At 69.0% G+C, this 15,850-nt stretch carries 15 protein-coding genes; 1 reads left to right on the forward strand and 14 read right to left on the reverse strand.

Annotated features, from left to right (window positions below):
- Position 1: 1 nt before the first annotated feature.
- From atpD to DEJ08_RS10585, 10 genes are all read right to left on the reverse strand, one after another.
- A complete protein-coding gene (gene atpD, locus DEJ08_RS10540; protein ID WP_017885744.1) occupies positions 2-1,456 on the reverse strand; it encodes a F0F1 ATP synthase subunit beta in 1,455 nt (484 codons plus the stop codon).
- 47 nt (positions 1,457-1,503) lie between these two features.
- Positions 1,504-2,406 carry a F0F1 ATP synthase subunit gamma gene (locus DEJ08_RS10545; protein WP_027465777.1) on the reverse strand — a complete coding sequence of 301 codons (903 nt, stop codon included), beginning with the start codon at positions 2,404-2,406 and terminating at the stop codon, positions 1,504-1,506.
- Complete coding sequence (atpA, locus tag DEJ08_RS10550; RefSeq protein WP_027465778.1) at positions 2,407-4,035, reverse strand: F0F1 ATP synthase subunit alpha; 1,629 nt, start codon at positions 4,033-4,035, stop codon at positions 2,407-2,409. It abuts the gene before it with no gap.
- 108 nt (positions 4,036-4,143) lie between these two features.
- Complete coding sequence (locus DEJ08_RS10555; RefSeq protein WP_111033768.1) at positions 4,144-4,938, reverse strand: F0F1 ATP synthase subunit delta; 795 nt, start codon at positions 4,936-4,938, stop codon at positions 4,144-4,146.
- A gap of 2 nt (positions 4,939-4,940) precedes the next feature.
- Positions 4,941-5,495, reverse strand: a complete 555-nt coding sequence (locus DEJ08_RS10560; RefSeq protein ID WP_071404610.1) for a F0F1 ATP synthase subunit B — start codon at positions 5,493-5,495, stop codon at positions 4,941-4,943.
- A gap of 9 nt (positions 5,496-5,504) precedes the next feature.
- The gene (gene atpE / locus DEJ08_RS10565) at positions 5,505-5,747 is read right to left on the reverse strand and encodes an ATP synthase F0 subunit C (RefSeq protein ID WP_017885749.1); all 243 of its coding nucleotides are present in this window, start codon (positions 5,745-5,747) and stop codon (positions 5,505-5,507) included.
- A 61-nt stretch (positions 5,748-5,808) separates the two neighbouring features.
- A complete protein-coding gene (gene atpB / locus DEJ08_RS10570; RefSeq protein WP_241660362.1) occupies positions 5,809-6,669 on the reverse strand; it encodes a F0F1 ATP synthase subunit A in 861 nt (286 codons plus the stop codon).
- 107 nt (positions 6,670-6,776) lie between these two features.
- The gene (locus DEJ08_RS10575; RefSeq protein WP_258367004.1) at positions 6,777-7,268 is read right to left on the reverse strand and encodes a Cg1360 family ATP-synthase-associated protein; all 492 of its coding nucleotides are present in this window, start codon (positions 7,266-7,268) and stop codon (positions 6,777-6,779) included.
- On the reverse strand, positions 7,265-8,491 hold the full coding sequence (locus tag DEJ08_RS10580; RefSeq protein WP_027465783.1) for an MraY family glycosyltransferase: 1,227 nt from the start codon (positions 8,489-8,491) through the stop codon (positions 7,265-7,267). The genes DEJ08_RS10575 and DEJ08_RS10580 overlap by 4 nt, the downstream gene beginning before the upstream one ends.
- Positions 8,488-9,162 carry an L-threonylcarbamoyladenylate synthase gene (locus DEJ08_RS10585; protein ID WP_027465784.1) on the reverse strand — a complete coding sequence of 225 codons (675 nt, stop codon included), beginning with the start codon at positions 9,160-9,162 and terminating at the stop codon, positions 8,488-8,490. Before DEJ08_RS10585 ends, DEJ08_RS10580 begins: the two co-directional genes overlap by 4 nt.
- A 37-nt stretch (positions 9,163-9,199) precedes the next feature.
- Here DEJ08_RS10585 and DEJ08_RS10590 point away from each other — a divergent pair, with 37 nt between their 5' ends.
- Positions 9,200-9,853, forward strand: coding sequence for an HAD family hydrolase (locus tag DEJ08_RS10590; RefSeq protein ID WP_139196861.1), 654 nt, complete (start codon positions 9,200-9,202; stop codon positions 9,851-9,853).
- Positions 9,854-10,329: 476 nt separating this feature from the next.
- Here DEJ08_RS10590 and prmC read toward each other — a convergent pair whose 3' ends face one another.
- The 4 genes from prmC to thrB form a co-directional block, all read right to left on the reverse strand.
- Positions 10,330-11,127: a peptide chain release factor N(5)-glutamine methyltransferase gene (prmC, locus tag DEJ08_RS10595; protein ID WP_375334823.1), complete on the reverse strand. Its 798-nt coding sequence runs from the start codon at positions 11,125-11,127 to the stop codon at positions 10,330-10,332.
- Positions 11,128-11,230: 103 nt separating this feature from the next.
- Positions 11,231-12,313 (reverse strand): peptide chain release factor 1, encoded by a 1,083-nt coding sequence (gene prfA / locus DEJ08_RS10600; protein WP_017885756.1) that lies wholly within the window; start codon positions 12,311-12,313, stop codon positions 11,231-11,233.
- Between the two features lie 3 nt (positions 12,314-12,316).
- The gene (gene rho, locus DEJ08_RS10605; RefSeq protein WP_111053986.1) at positions 12,317-14,659 is read right to left on the reverse strand and encodes a transcription termination factor Rho; all 2,343 of its coding nucleotides are present in this window, start codon (positions 14,657-14,659) and stop codon (positions 12,317-12,319) included.
- 180 nt (positions 14,660-14,839) lie between these two features.
- Positions 14,840-15,823 (reverse strand): homoserine kinase, encoded by a 984-nt coding sequence (gene thrB, locus DEJ08_RS10610; RefSeq protein WP_181422633.1) that lies wholly within the window; start codon positions 15,821-15,823, stop codon positions 14,840-14,842.
- Positions 15,824-15,850 lie beyond the last annotated feature (27 nt).

Raw genomic sequence — 15,850 nt, forward strand, 5'->3', positions numbered from 1 at the left:
GTCAGCGGTTCTCCTTCTGGATCTGAGCCCACTTCTCTTCCACGTCGTTGATGCCACCGACGTTGAAGAACGCCTGGGTCGCAACGTGGTCGAACTCGCCGTCGGCGATGGCGCGGAAGGACTCGATGGTGTCCTTGAGCGGCACCGTGGAGCCCTCGACACCCGTGAACTTCTTCGCCATGTAGGTGTTCTGCGAGAGGAACTGCTGGATACGACGAGCGCGCTCGACCGTGATCTTGTCCTCTTCGGAGAGCTCGTCGACACCGAGGATGGCGATGATCTCCTGCAGTTCCTTGTTCTTCTGGAGGATCTGCTTGACGCGCGTGGCCGTCTCGTAGTGGTCGGCACCCAGGTAACGCGGGTCCATGATGCGCGACGTCGACGCCAGCGGGTCGATCGCGGGGTACAGACCCTGCGATGCGATCTCACGGGAGAGCTCGGTCGTCGCGTCGAGGTGCGCGAACGTGGTGGCCGGAGCCGGGTCGGTGTAGTCGTCAGCCGGCACGTAGATCGCCTGCAGCGAGGTGATCGAGTGACCACGCGTCGAGGTGATGCGCTCCTGGAGCACACCCATCTCGTCGGCGAGGTTGGGCTGGTAACCCACGGCGGACGGCATGCGGCCGAGCAGCGTCGAGACCTCGGAGCCGGCCTGCGTGAAGCGGAAGATGTTGTCGATGAAGAGGAGCACGTCCTGCTTCTGGACATCGCGGAAGTACTCCGCCATCGTCAGCGCCGACAGGGCCACGCGGAGACGCGTTCCCGGCGGCTCGTCCATCTGGCCGAACACGAGGGCCGTCTTGTCGAAGACACCCGCCTCTTCCATCTCACCGATGAGGTCGTTGCCCTCACGGGTGCGCTCACCGACACCGGCGAACACCGACACACCGCCGTGGTCCTGCGCGACGCGCTGGATCATCTCCTGGATGAGGACGGTCTTGCCGACGCCCGCACCACCGAAGAGGCCGATCTTGCCACCCTGCACGTACGGGGTGAGGAGGTCGATGGACTTGATGCCGGTCTCGAACATCGAGGTCTTGGACTCGAGCTGGTCGAAGGCCGGGGCCTTGCGGTGGATCGGCCAGCGCTCGGTGATCTCGAGCTTCTCGTCCGTGTTGAGCACGTTCCCGAGGACGTCGAAGACCTTGCCCTTGGTGACGTCGCCGACGGGGACCGAGATCGGAGCGCCCGAGTCACGGACCTCCTGGCCACGGACCAGGCCGTCGGTCGGCTTCAGGGAGATGGCACGGACGAGGTCGTCGCCGAGGTGCTGCGCGACCTCGAGGCCGATCTCCTGCGACGAGTCACCGATGGTGATGGTCGTGAACAGGAGGTTGTACATCTCCGGGATTGCGTCGTGGGGGAACTCGATGTCGACGACGGGGCCCGTGACACGGGCGATCCGGCCGACACCGGGCGCCGACGACGTCTCGACCGCGGTGGTTGCGGTGTCGGTCATGGCTGGTGCCTTCCTGAGGGTGGGTATCTGTCCGCGAACGACGCGGACTACTTCTTCTTCGACGAGAGGGCGTCGGCGCCGCCGACGATCTCGGAGATCTGCTGGGTGATCTCCGCCTGACGCGCGTTGTTCGCGAGTCGGGTGAAGTCACGGATCAGCGAGTCGGCGTTGTCGCTGGCCGCCTTCATCGCCTTCTGACGCGCGGCGTGCTCGGAAGCAGCCGACTGCAGCATGGCGTTGAAGATGCGGCTCTCGATGTAGACCGGGAGCAGCGAGTCGAGCACCGCATCGGCGTCCGGCTCGAACTCGTAGAGCGGCAGGGGCTCGTTGCCCTCGGGCTCGTCGATGCCCTCGACGACCTCGAGGGGCAGCAGGCGAACGACCTGCGGCTCCTGGGTCGCCAGGCTGATGAACCGGTTGAACACGATGTGGATCTCGTCCACGCCGCCGTCAGCGGTGTCCTGGAGGAACTTCGCCACGACGGCGTCGCCGATCTCCTTGGCCGTCGAGAACTCCGGCTGGTCGGTGTTCCCGACCCACTGCTGCTCGGACGGACGCTCACGGAACGCGAAGTACCCGACGGACTTGCGGCCGACCAGGTAGTAGACGACGTCCTTGCCCTCGCTGCGGAGCAGGGAGGCGAGCTCCTCGCCCTGCTTGAGGACGTTCGTGCTGAACGCGCCGTTCAGGCCGCGGTCCGAGGTGAAGAGCACGACGGCTGCACGGGTCGACGACTCCGGCTCGGTGGTCAGTACGTGGTCGACGTTCGAGAACGTCGCCACGGCCGACACCGCACGCGTGACGGCCCGCGAGTACGGACCGGACGCAGCCATACGGGCCTGCGCCTTCTGGATCCGCGACGCCGAGATCAGCTCCATGGCGCGGGTGACCTTCTTCGTGGTCTTCGCCGACTTGATCCGCTGGCGGTAGACCCGGACCTGCGCTGCCATCTAGCGACGACCCTTGACGATCTGCTCCTGGTCGACGTCCTCGGCGTCAGCCGCGTCGAACTGCTCGGAGCCGAGGGTCTTGCCGTCGCTCGTCTGGAAGCTCTTCGTGAACTCGTCGATCTGCTTGTCCATCTCGGCGACGGTCTCGTCGCTGAGCTGGTTCGTCTCGCGCAGCGTCGTGAGGACGTCGGAGTTGCGACGCAGGTGGTCGAGCAGTTCGGACTCGAAGCGGAGAACGTCCGGCACCGGGACGGTGTCGAGCTTGCCGTTCGTGCCGGCCCAGATCGAGACGACCTGCTCCTCGACCGGGTACGGCGAGTACTGCGGCTGCTTGAGGAGCTCGGTCAGACGCGCACCGCGCTCCAGCTGACGACGCGACGCCTGGTCGAGGTCGGACGCGAACATCGCGAACGCCTCGAGCGAGCGGTACTGCGCCAGCTCGAGCTTGAGCGTGCCGGAGACCTTCTTGATCGACTTCACCTGGGCGTCACCACCGACGCGGGACACCGAGATGCCCACGTCGACGGCCGGACGCTGGTTCGCGTTGAAGAGGTCCGACTGCAGGAAGATCTGGCCGTCGGTGATGGAGATGACATTGGTCGGGATGTACGCCGAGACGTCGTTCGCCTTGGTCTCGATGATCGGGAGACCCGTCATCGAACCGGCGCCGAGCTCGTCGGACAGCTTCGCGCAACGCTCCAGCAGACGGGAGTGCAGGTAGAAGACGTCACCCGGGTAGGCCTCGCGGCCCGGCGGACGACGCAGGAGGAGCGACACCGCACGGTAGGCCTCGGCCTGCTTCGACAGGTCATCGAAGATGATGAGGACGTGCTTGCCCTGGTACATCCAGTGCTGGCCGATGGCCGAACCGGTGTACGGGGCGAGGTACTTGAAGCCGGCCGGGTCGGAGGCCGGAGCGGCGACGATGGTGGTGTACTCCATCGCACCGGCGTCCTCGAGCGCACCCTTCACGGATGCGATCGTGGAGCCCTTCTGACCGATGGCGACGTAGATGCAGCGAACCTGCTTCTCCTCGTCGCCGGACTCCCAGTTGGCCTTCTGGTTGATGATCGTGTCGATCGCGATGGCCGTCTTGCCGGTCTGGCGGTCGCCGATGATCAGCTGACGCTGACCACGGCCGACGGGGATCATCGCGTCGATGGCCTTGATGCCGGTCTGCAGCGGCTGGTGGACCGACTTGCGGGCCATGACGCCGGGAGCCTGGAGCTCGAGGGCACGACGGCCCTCTGCGGCGATCTCGCCGAGACCGTCGATCGGGGCGCCGAGCGGGTCGACGACGCGACCGAGGAAGGCGTCGCCGACGGGGGCGGAGAGGACCTCACCCGTGCGGGTGACCTCCATGCCCTCCTCGATGCCGCCGAACTCGCCGAGCACGATGGCGCCGATCTCGTCTTCGTCGAGGTTCTGCGCCAGGCCGAGCGTGCCGTCCGCGAAGCGGATGAGCTCGTTCGCCATGACGCCGGGGAGACCCTCGACGTGGGCGATGCCGTCACCGGCGTCGGTGACGTGCCCGACCTCGGCCGTGGAGGCCTTCGTCGGCTCGTAGTTCGAGACGAAGTCCTTCAGGGCATCACGGATCTCATCGGGGCTGATGGTGATGTCTGCCATGGGATTTTCCTTGTGGTTTTCCGGGGCCCTTCGGCTCCGAGAGGGTGACGCTGCCGGACTCGGCAGTTCCCGTTGTGGACTTGGGGAGGAGCGGCTTCGACCGTACGCCTAGCCGGCGAGCTGGAGCCGGAGCTCCGAGAGTCGCGTGGACACGGTGCCGTCGATGACGTCGCCGCCGATCTGCACCCGGACCCCGCCGACGACCGTGGGGTCGACGACCTGGTTGATGCTGATGTCCTTGCCGTACCGCTCGGACAGACCGCGCGTGACGCGGGCCGACTGGGCGGGGGTCAGTGGCGTCGCCGTGACGACGGTCGCGACGAGCTTGCCGGCCTGCTCGGCCACGATGCGCGAGGCATCACGGACGATCTCACCGATGCGGCGGCCGCGGGGCTGCTGCACCAGGGCCGAGACGATCGTGATCGTCTGCTCCGATGCCTTGGCACCGAGGAGCCGCTCGACGAGCGCGCCCTTCTGCTGGGGGCTGCCGAGCTTGGTGCCGAGCGCCAGCTCGAGGCCGGCGTCCGAGCGGACGGCGGTCTCGAAGGCGAACAGCTCCGACTCGATCGACGAGTCCGGACCCGCCGTGGCGGCGACGGCGCGGATACCCGCGTCCTCGATGCCGGCGAGCAGGTCCTGCTGCGAGGACCAGCGCGAGCCGGCCACCGCGGTCAGGACCGCACGCGTCGCGTCCGACTGTCCGGCGAAGACACGGTCGATGAGGACCTTCTTGCCGGCCGCGTCGGCCGTGGGGTCGGACAGCAGCCCGAGCAGCTGCGGCGCACCGGCGATCGCACGCCCGGAGGCGAGGATCTCGGCACCCGCGGCCAGGCCGGCGCTCGGACCGAGGTCCGACAGCACCGCCCTGGTGGACGCGAGTGCTTCTCTGGTAGCGCTGCGCATGCTCAGTGCTCCCCCGTCTTCGTGGCCTGCGAGGCCTCGAGGTCTGCGAGGAAGCGGTCGACCACTGCGGTCGACTTGGCGTCGTCCTTGAGGGATTCACCGATCACACCGGACGCGAGGTCCAGCGCGAGGGTGCCCACTTCGGACCGGAGTGCCTGGACGGCGCTCTGGCGCTCGGCCTCGATCTGCGCCTGGGCGTTGGCCGTGATGCGTGCTGCATCGGCGGCCGCCTGCTCGCGGACCTCGTTGCCGATCGCCGTGGCGTCGGCGCGGGCCTGCTCACGGATGCGCGAAGCCTCGGCACGTGCGTCAGCGAGCTGCTTGTTGTACTCGTCGAGCGCAGCAGCGGCCTGCTCCTGAGCGGCCTCGGCCTTCTTGATGCCGCCCTCGATGGCCTCGGTGCGCTCATCGAGCATCTTCGTGATGCGCGGCGTGACGACACGCCACATCACCAGGAAGATGATGACGAAGGCAAGCGCCGACCAGACGACGTCGTACAACGGCGGGATCAGCGGGTTGTGCGTCTCCTCCGCCGCGATGATGAGTGCGTTGTGCATCGAGGAGCCTTAGTTGGTGCCGGTGAAGATGAAGTACGTGGCGATACCGATGAAGGCCAGGGCCTCGGTGAAGGCGATACCGATGTACATGAGGGTCGTCAGGCGGCCCTGGAGCTCGGGCTGGCGAGCGACGGACTCGATCGTCTTACCGACGACGATGCCGACACCGATGGCCGGGCCGATCGCTGCGAGGCCGTAGCCAACCGTCGCGATGTTGCCGTTGATCTCCGCGAGAACGGTCGTTGCGTCCACGTGTTTTCCTTTCGAGGTGCGGGTCCGACGGTCGCCGGTCCCGTAGGGGGTCAGTGAGGAATCAGTGCTCGTCAGCCAGCGCCAGCTGGATGTAGACGGCGGTGAGGAGCATGAAGACGTAGGCCTGCAGCAGCGCGACGAGGACCTCGAAGAAGCTGAACGCGATGCCGAACGCGATGGTCCCGACGCCGAAGGCCTTGAAGCCGAGCGAAGCGTCGAAGAAGAAGAACTGCGTGGCCGAGAAGAACAGCACGAGGAGCAGGTGCCCCACGACCATGTTCATCAGGAGTCGCAGCGTCAGGGTGACGGGACGGAGCACGAAGGTGGAGACGAGCTCGATCGGCGTCACGATGATGTACAGCGGCCACGGCACCCCGGGCGGGAAGAGCGAGTTCTTGAGGAACGTGCCCGGGTGCTTGCGGAGGCCGGCGTAGATGAAGGCGAGGTACGCGACGATCGCCAGGATCATCGGCATCGCGATGCGGCTGGTGCCGGCGAGGTTCATGAACGGGACCAGACCGGTCAGGTTCATGAAGAGCACGCCGAAGAAGATCGTCGCCAGGAGCGGCAGGAAGCGCTTGCCGTCCTTCTCTCCGAGGTTGTCGAAGGTGTTGCGACGGACGACATCGAACGCGTACTCGATGAACGCCTGACCGCGGTTCGGCACGAGCTTCAGTGCACGGGTGCCCACGAACGCGAACACCAGGAGCACGGCGACGGCGAAGAAACGGATGAGGACGAGCCGATCGATCTCGAACGGCGTCCCGGCGAAGAAGATCGCATCCGGGAAGAACTCGTTGATCGACGGACCATGGAACTCGGCGGCCTTGCTGCTCCCCGCCGCGACGGTGTCAACCGCAGCGGAGAGGGACAGGGGAAGAGCGTGGGATAGCAGCGCTGTCTCCTGTGTCGGCGCGCGCACATCATGGCACGCGATGGTGGACGTTGTGGAGGCTCGTCCGCCCCGAGCGAAAGGCTCCGGTAGCGGACTTGAAGAAGCCTATCAGGTGCGAGAGGCTTCCCGGCTTCTCAGACGCGGGGGGTCGGGTTCCCAGCGTCCGCGGAGTCGTCGAGGCCGTCGCCCGGCAGCCGGACGCCGATCGGGGTGCGGGCCTTCGCGACGGCGATGACGTCGATCACCAGGGAGCCGACGACCCCCGCGATGATCACGATCGCCAGCACCGGGAAGTCGACCCAGTCACGGTCCTTGAGCAGGACCAGCAGCACGATGAAGACGATGAACTTGAGCAGCCAGGTGCCCATCACGATGCCGAAGAAGGCGCCGGAGATCATCTGGCCCTTCGAGACGCGCAGCGCGACGAGGACACTGACCGCGGTGAGCCCGAGGAACACGACGCTCAGCACGGCGCCGAGCAGTCCCCCGACCAGCCCGGGGCCGTCCGCGACGAGGAACCCGATGAGCCCGCCGACCACCGCCAGGGCGACGGCGAGGACCGCTCCCCACGTGATGATGCGGCGGAACACCGGCCGGACGTGGTCGAGCGCGTTCGGTACGGTCACGTGATGTCTCCAGGGATCGTGCGGTCGTTGGCGGCCCGGTCGAGCGGGTCGAGGCTGGCGTCCACCACGGCGGCGGAACGGTTGGCGGTCTGGGCGGCGATCTCCGTGCGCTTCCGGCCGAGCGGCGCGAAGGTCGCGACGGCGCAGACGGTGAAGCCGACGGACACGAAGACGACGACCCAGTACCAGTCCACGAAGAGGAACAGCAGGCACCCGAAGGCGACGGTCGCGGTCCACGCGTAGAAGATCAGCACCGCGTGGAAGTGCGAGTGCCCCATGTCGAGCAGGCGGTGGTGCAGGTGCTTCCGGTCGGCCGAGAACGGCGACTTGCCCGCGCTGAGCCGTCGGGTGACCGCGAGACCGAAGTCCAGGATCGGGACGATCAGGATCGCGAACGGCAGCAGGATCGGGATGAACGCCGGCAGCAGCGCCTGGCGTGTCTGCACCGCCGCCGGGTCGATGTTGCCCGTGACCGAGACCGCGCTCGTGGCCATCAGGAACCCGACGAGCAGCGCACCGGCGTCGCCCATGAAGAGCTTGGCGGGGTGCCAGTTCAGGATGAGGAAGCCGAAGCAGGCCCCGACGAGCACCGCGGTGAGCAGCGAGGGCAGGTTGAAGAAGAACTCGGTCTGGACGACCACGCGGTTGATGAAGAACGTGTAGAGGAAGAACACCCCACCGGCGATGATCGCGACGCCGGCCACAAGCCCGTCGAGCCCGTCGATGAAGTTCACCGCGTTCATCACGAGCACCACCGCCAGCACGGTGAAGATCAGACTCATGTACGACGAGCCGACGCCCAGCGTGTTGCCGATGGGCAGCGAGACGATCGCGACGCCCTGCCAGGCGAGGATGCCCGCCGCGATGATCTGCCCGGCGAGCTTCGTCATCCAGTCGAGGTCCCAGATGTCGTCCGCGACACCGAGGACCACGATGATGGTCGCTCCCCCGAGCACCGCGAGGACGCGGCCGGGTTCGGAGAACACGAGCCGGAAGTAGTCGGTCCCCGCGATCGACGGGAACAGGAACCAGGCCGCGAGCAACGAGACGATGACGCCGATGTACATCGCGATGCCACCGAGCCGTGGCGTCGGGGTGCGGTGCACGTCCCGCTCGCGGACCTGCGGGTACCACTTGTACTTCAGCCCGAGCTTCCAGACGATCAGGCTCATCACGAAGCTCACGACCGCGGCGATGGCCCCGGCGAGCAGGTAGTACTTCATGTGACGAGGTCGGCTCCGACGACCCGGATGATCTCCTCGTCGGGGATCACCCCGTGCCGGACGATGCGGAGCTTCCCGCCGTCCGACAGCCCGGTGGCGTCGACGATCGTCGACCCGGTGCTGGCCTCGAAGCCGTCGTGCACCTCGACGGGTCCGCCGTCCAGGTAGATCGCGACGCTGTCACCGAGCATCCGCTCGGCGGCGTCGACGTCCATCGCGGCCGGGTCGCCCGTGGAGTTCGCGGACGAGACCGCGAGGGGCCCGACCTCCTGCAGGAGCTCGAGGGCGATCCGCGAGTCCGGCATCCGGAGCGCGACCGTGCCGCGCGTCTCGCCGAGGTCCCAGTCGAGCGACGGCTGTGCGTGCAGGATGACGGTCAGCCCGCCCGGCCAGAACTCGGCAACCAGGTCGCGCACCGGCTGCGGGACCTCGCTGGCGAGGGCGTCGAGCGTGGGCGGACCGGGGATGAGCACGGGCGGCGGCGACTGCCGCGTGCGGCCCTTCGCGTCGAGCAGCCGCTGCACGGCCGTCGCGCTGAAGGCGTCCGCGGCCAGGCCGTAGACGGTGTCGGTGGGGACCACGACGAGCTCTCCGCGTCCGAGGGCGGCACGTGCGAGCCGCATCCCGGTCAGGAGCCCGTCGGAGTCGGTGCAGTCGTATCGGGATGCCATGACTCGACGATGATAGTGCGACACAATGGTGGACATCGTGAACGAGACGCCCGCACCCCCGCTCCTGTTCCTCTTCGACATGGACGACGTCCTGGTCCGGTACGACTGGCAGGTGCGCATGGCCGCACTCTCCGAGTTCACCGGACACGAGTTCCAGGAGCTCCGTCGCCGCTGGTGGGACTGCGGTCACGAGATGCGTGCCGAGGCGGGCGGGTTCGCCGACGGCGACGAGTACCTGGCCGCGTTCGAGCGCGCGATGGAGTGCGACGTCCCCGAGGCCGACTGGGCCCGGATACGCGGATCCGCCATGACCGAGCTGCCGGAACGCATCGAGGCGGTCCGGATCGCGAGCGAGCACGGGCGTGTCGGGCTGCTCACCAACAACGGTCCGCTCGCCGGCCGCTGGATCCACGAGTGGGCACCGTCCCTGCCCGAGGTCTTCGGCGAGCACCTGGACACCTCGAGCAACTTCGGCGCCCGGAAGCCCGAGCCGGAGGTCTTCCAGCGCGCGATCGCCCACCACGGCGTCCCCGCGGAGCGCACCTTCTTCGCCGACGACATGCCCGAGAACATCGCGGGTGCGCGGAGCGTCGGCATCCACGCGGTCCTGGTCGAGCACGACACCGACCTGCGCGAGCACGTCCGCGCCTTCGTCGCGGCACAGCAGCGCGAGGCCTCCCCCGTCGCGTAGCCCGCCACGCCCGTTCCTTCCCATCGCGGTCGCGCTGGAAAGCGAGAACGGGCATACCTGGTCATTTCGAACGGCCCGGTACGCCCGATCCCACCAGGTACGCCCGATCCACCCGGCACACGCAGCACGGCCGAGCGACGGGAGGCCCGCCCCACGCCCGCCACGCCCGTTCCTTCCCATCGCGGTCGCGCTGGAAAGCAGGAACGGGCACACCTGGTCATTCCGAACGACCCGGTACGCCCGATCCCACCAGGTACGCCCGGATCCACCCGGCACAGGCAGCACGGCCGAGCGACGGGAGGCCCGCCCCACGCCCGCCACGCCCGATCCTTCCCATCGCGGTCGCGCTGGAAAGCAGGAACGGGCACACCTGGTCATTCCGGACGACCCGGTACGCCCGATCGCACCAGGTACGCCCGGATCGACCCGGCACACGCACGCGCGGCCGAGCGACGGGAGGCCCGGCTCGCCCCCGGCTACCGCGTCGCGGTGGTCGTGCGGTCGCGCCCCGTCAGGTCGACGTGCGTCTCCGGGGTGCGGAACCCCCGGCGTGCCAGGACCTCCCGGACCCCGGCGCCCTGCGGCTCGGCGTGCTCGACGACCAGGACTCCCCCGGGCACGAGCAACCGCCAGGCCGTCTCGGCGAGTGCCCGGACGGCGTCGAGGCCGTCCGGCCCGCCGTAGAGCGCCATCGCCGGGTCGTGGTCGCGGACCTCGGGGTCGATCGGGATCGCGTCGTCCGGCACGTACGGCGGGTTCGACACGACGACGGACACGGTGCCGTCGAGTTCCGGCAGTGCGTCGGCGAGGTCGCCCTCGACGAGCCGGACGGTCCCACCGTGGGCGTCGACGTTCCGCCGGGTCCACGGCAGGGCCTCGGCCGACCGCTCGACGGCGTAGACCACGGCGTTCGGCACCTCGGTGTCCATCGCGATCGCGATCGCACCGCTGCCGGAGCCCAGGTCCACGGCGATCGGCTCGGGGACCGCGGTCGCCCGCAGCGCGTCGATGCCGAACTGCACGACGCCCTCGGTCTCCGGACGGGGCACGAACACGCCAGGTCCGACGGCCAGGGTGAGCGCACGGAAGTACGCCTGCCCGGTGATGTGCTGCAGCGGCTCACGGGTGGCACGGCGGGCGACGGCGTGCCGGAAGCGCTCGACGTGCTCCGGGGCGATGCCGCCGCCGATGAGCGCACGGGCCTGGACGGCACCGCGCGAGGTGTCGGTCGCCCACGCGAGCAGCAGCTCCGCGTCGACCCGGGGCGTCGGCACGCCGACGGCGACGAGCGCCGCGGTCGCCTGCTCGAGCAGGCGATCCGCGGCGTACGTGAGGGGCGTGTCGGCGGTGATCCGGGCCTCCAGGCTGGGTGTGCGCTTACGCGTCCTGGTCGCCGATGGCGGCCAGACGTGCCTCTTCGTCCGCCTGGATGGCGGACTGGATGACGGGCTCGAGGGCACCGTTCATCACACGGTCGAGGTCGTACGCCTTGTAGCCGGTGCGGTGGTCCGCGATCCGGTTCTCCGGGAAGTTGTACGTGCGGATGCGCTCCGAACGGTCCATCCCGCGGATCTGCGACTTGCGCGCGTCCGAGGCGATCGCGTCGAGCTCCTCCTGCTGACGCGCGAGGATGCGTGCGCGGAGCACGCGCATGCCGGCCTCTCGGTTCTGCAGCTGCGACTTCTCGTTCTGCATCGCCACCGTGATGCCCGTGGGCAGGTGGGTGATGCGGACCGCGGAGTCCGTCGTGTTGACGGACTGCCCGCCCGGGCCTGAGGACCGGTAGACGTCGATCTTGAGGTCGTTCTGGTTGATCTGGACCTCTTCGGGCTCGTCCACCTCGGGGAACACCAGCACGCCGGTGGTCGAGGTGTGGATGCGCCCCTGCGACTCGGTCTGCGGCACACGCTGGACGCGGTGCACACCGCCCTCGTACTTCAGGTGCGCCCAGACGCCCTGGGACGGATCGGTCGTGTTCGACTTGATCGCGACCTGGACGTCCTTGTAGCCACCCAGGTCGGACTCGGTGCGCTCGAGGAGCTCGACCTTCCAGCCCTTGGTCTCGGCGTAGTGCGAGTACATGCGCAGGAGGTCGGCCGCGAACAGCGCCGATTCCTCGCCGCCCTCGCCGCCCTTGATCTCCATGATGACGTCACGGCCGTCGTCGGGGTCGCGCGGGATGAGCAGCCGGCGGAGACGCTCCTGGCGCTCCGACAGCTGCTCCTCGAGCCCGGGGACCTCGTCCGCGAACGCTGCGTCTTCACGCGCGAGTTCCTGGGCGGCGGCGAGGTCGTCCCCCGCCGCCTGCCAGGCCTCGTACGCGGACTTGATCTGGTTGAGCTCGGCGTACCGCCGGTTCACCTTCTTCGCCCGGGCCGCATCGGCGTGGAGCGCGGGGTCCGACAGCTGCTGTGTCAGGTCCTCGTGTTCCGCCAGCAGCCCCGCTACCGACTCGAACACGCGTTACTCCTGGTGGCCGTTGTGGTGGGCGCCGGTCGAGGGGACCGACTTCTGCACCTGCACCAGGAACTCGACGTTCGACTGCGTCTCCTTGAGGTTCCGCAGCACGATCTCGAGGGCCTGCTGCGGGTCGAGCCCGGCGAGGGCCCGGCGCAGACGCCAGGTGATCTTGACCTCGTCGGCGGAGAGCAGCTGCTCCTCGCGACGGGTGCCCGAGGCGTTCACGTCGACGGCGGGGAAGATCCGCTTGTCGGCGAGGTGACGGTTCAGGCGGAGCTCCATGTTGCCGGTGCCCTTGAACTCCTCGAAGATGACCTCGTCCATCTTGGAGCCGGTCTCGACGAGCGCGGTCGCGAGGATGGTCAGCGAGCCGCCGTCCTCGATGTTGCGCGCGGCACCGAAGAAGCGCTTCGGCGGGTAGAGCGCCGCCGAGTCGACGCCACCGGAGAGCACGCGGCCCGACGGCGGGGTCGACAGGTTGTACGCACGGCCCAGGCGGGTGATCGAGTCGAGCAGCAGCACGACGTCGTGGCCCAGCTCCACCAGGCGCTTCGCACGCTCGATGGCGAGCTCGGCGACGGTGGTGTGGTCCTCGGCGGGACGGTCGAAGGTCGAGGCGATGACCTCGCCCTTCACCGTGCGCTGCATGTCGGTGACCTCTTCGGGCCGCTCGTCGACGAGGACGACCATCAGGTGCGCCTCGGGGTTGTTCTTGGCGACGGCGTTCGCGATGGCCTGCAGCACGACGGTCTTGCCGGCCTTCGGCGGGGACACGATGAGACCGCGCTGGCCCTTGCCGATCGGCGACACGAGGTCGATGATGCGGGTCGACAGCTTGCCCGGCTCAGTCTCGAGGCGCAGGCGCTCGTTCGGGTACAGCGGGGTGAGGTCGTTGAAGTCGACGCGGGCCGCGGCCTCGTCGGCGGACTGGCCGTTGATCGACTCGACGGCCACGAGCGCGTTGTACTTCTGGCGGCTCTGCTGCTCGCCGTCACGCGGCTGCTTGATCGAACCGACGACGGCGTCGCCCTTGCGCAGGTGGTACTTCTTCACCTGGCCGAGGGAGACGTAGACGTCGCTCGGGCCCGGCAGGTACCCGGTGGTGCGGACGAATGCGTAGTTGTCGAGGACGTCGAGGATGCCCGCGATCGGGATCAGGACGTCGTCCTCGGTGACCTCGGGCTCGAAGTCGTCGTTCTGGCCGCCGCGGCCGCGCTTGCGGTCGCGCTGGCGACGGCTGCGGCCGCTCTCGGCCTCGTCGGCGTGCTGTTGCTGCTGCTGCTTCTGCTGACCGCTGGTCTGCTGCTTCTGCTGACCGTTGTTCTGCTGCTGCTTCTGGTCGGCCTTGTCGTCCTGCTTGGCCTCGGCCTGCTTCGGCTGGTCGTTCTGCTTCTGGCCGCCGTTCTGCTGGCCGTTCTGCTGCTCGGCGCCGTTCTGCTTCTGCTGGCCGGCGTTCTGGCCGCCGTTCTGCTGGTCGGCACCGTTCTGCTTCTGCTGGCCGGCGTTCTGGCCGCCGTTCTGCTGCTCGGCGCCGTTCTGCTGCTCGCCGTTCTCGGCGTTCTGGCCACGGCCACGACCGCGACCACGGCTGCGACGACCGCGACGCGAGCCGCCCTCGCCCTGCTCGGAGTTCTGGTCGCCCTGGTCGTTCTGGTCGCCGGACTCGTTCTGGTCCTGGTCGGCCTGGACGGCGGACGTCGGGGCCTGCTGGCCCTGCTGGCCCGCCTGGCTCGGCTGCTCGGCCTCGGCGGGTGCCGACGCCTGGTGGCCCTGGTCGGCGGCGCGCTGGTCGGCGCCACGCTGCTCGGTGCCGCGCTGCTCGGCGTTCCGCTGGCCACGGCCACGGCGCTGCGAGCCGGACTGCGCGGCTTCCTGGGCGTCCTTCTCGGCGCGGACCTGGTCGAGCCCGGCGAGGAGGTCCTCGGTGCCGGTCTGGCCGTGGTTGGTGTGCTCGGCGGCCGAGGTCGGCGCGGCGTTCACGGTGCCGCCGGACGATGCGCGGCGCGAACGACGGGCACGGCTCGGGGCGGCCGACTCGGCGGGTGCCTCGGGGTCGGCGACGGGTGCCTCGGCAGCGGGCTGCGCGGGGGTCTCGGCGGGCTCCGGCAGGGTCGGCTGCTCGGTGGCGGTCGGCTCGGCGGGGGTCTCGGCGACGACAGCGGCGGCAGGGGCTGCCGGCGTCTCGTCGACGGGACGCTTGTCCTCGATGGAGGCGATCAGGTCGCCCTTGCGGAGCTTGGAGAGCCCGGTGATGCCGAGCGAGGAGGCGATGCGCTGGAGCTCCGGGAGACGGAGGGCACGCAGGTCGCTGGGGATCTCCACCTGGGCGGAGTTGTTGTCGGTCAAGGTCGGTGTTTCCTTTCGAACCGCAGAACGCGGAGAGTTTCCACCGTCCCGGATGCAGGGTGAGCATCGACCGCCGTTCAGACGACGGATCGGGATTCGGTGATCAGAAAGAGATGCACACTCGCGCACCGGACCCTGCGACGTCGTAGGAGCTGTCCTGAGGACGAGCGATCCGTACGGTTACGCGGGTTCGGCTTCGAGCGCCGAGTGCGCTGCCACTGTAGCACCACCGAGATCGACGGCCAGCATGAGCGGCCGCCAGTCGGATTCGGCGTGTCGCTGCACCAGTTCGGCGGCGGTCAGGCGCTGTGCCGGGTCGCTGCCGAGGACGAGCAGGCTCGGCCCGGCACCGGAGACCACCGCGGCGAGGCCGTGCTGTCGGAGCAACCGGATCAGGGCGTCGGTCTCGGGCATGGCGCTGGCGCGGTACGCCTGGTGCAGCCGGTCCTCGGTCGCGGCGAGCAGCAGCTCGGGGCTCTGGATGAGTGCCGCCACGAGCAGCGCCGAACGGGAGACGTTGAACGCGGCGTCGGCGTGCGGGACCTGCTCGGGCTGCAGGGAGCGCGCGAGCTTGGTCGAGAGCGTCGAGGTCGGCACGAACACCACCGGGGCGACTCCGCGGTGCACCAGGAGCCGCTTGTAGGCCGGGCCCTCGGCGGTCATCCACGCGATCGTCAGGCCGCCGAAGAGCGCCGGCGCGACGTTGTCCGGGTGGCCCTCCATCTCGGTGGCCAGGGTCAGGAGCGTCGAGGCGTCCAGGTCGACGACGCCCTCGAGCAGGCCACGGGCAGCCATCAGCCCGGCGACGATCGCCGCGGCGGAGGATCCGAGACCGCGGCCGTGCGGGATCGCGTTCGTGGCGTGCAGCTCGAGACCGGGCTGGTCGACACCGGCGTGCTCGAGCCCACGGCGGACCGCACGGACGACGAGGTTCGTGTCGTCCGTGGCGACCTCACCGGCACCGACGCCCTCGACCGTGACGGTCGCGCCGGGTTCGGAGCGGACACGCACCACGACCTCGTCGTAGAGCGAGAGCGCGAGGCCGAGCGAGTCGAAGCCGGGGCCGAGGTTCGCCGACGTCGCCGGCACCCGGACACGGACCGCCGATCCGGTCGGCAGCGCACGGACCGCCCGTCCGGCCGGTACAGCACTGCGGGCGGTCATGCCCTCACCCGGTCCGGACGAGCGGTC

It is taken from the genome of Curtobacterium sp. MCLR17_054, assembly GCF_003234335.2.
Taxonomy (GTDB): domain Bacteria; phylum Actinomycetota; class Actinomycetes; order Actinomycetales; family Microbacteriaceae; genus Curtobacterium; species Curtobacterium flaccumfaciens.

Coding starts and splice junctions, on each gene's coding strand:
- DEJ08_RS10580 (WP_027465783.1), bottom strand. CDS start 8,491: ATGAAGTACTACCTGCTCGCCGGGGCCATCGCCGCGGTCGTGAGCTTC.
- DEJ08_RS10545 (WP_027465777.1), bottom strand. CDS start 2,406: ATGGCAGCGCAGGTCCGGGTCTACCGCCAGCGGATCAAGTCGGCGAAG.
- atpA (WP_027465778.1), bottom strand. CDS start 4,035: ATGGCAGACATCACCATCAGCCCCGATGAGATCCGTGATGCCCTGAAG.
- thrB (WP_181422633.1), bottom strand. CDS start 15,823: ATGACCGCCCGCAGTGCTGTACCGGCCGGACGGGCGGTCCGTGCGCTG.
- DEJ08_RS10555 (WP_111033768.1), bottom strand. CDS start 4,938: ATGCGCAGCGCTACCAGAGAAGCACTCGCGTCCACCAGGGCGGTGCTG.
- atpD (WP_017885744.1), bottom strand. CDS start 1,456: ATGACCGACACCGCAACCACCGCGGTCGAGACGTCGTCGGCGCCCGGT.
- DEJ08_RS10560 (WP_071404610.1), bottom strand. CDS start 5,495: ATGCACAACGCACTCATCATCGCGGCGGAGGAGACGCACAACCCGCTG.
- DEJ08_RS10585 (WP_027465784.1), bottom strand. CDS start 9,162: ATGGCATCCCGATACGACTGCACCGACTCCGACGGGCTCCTGACCGGG.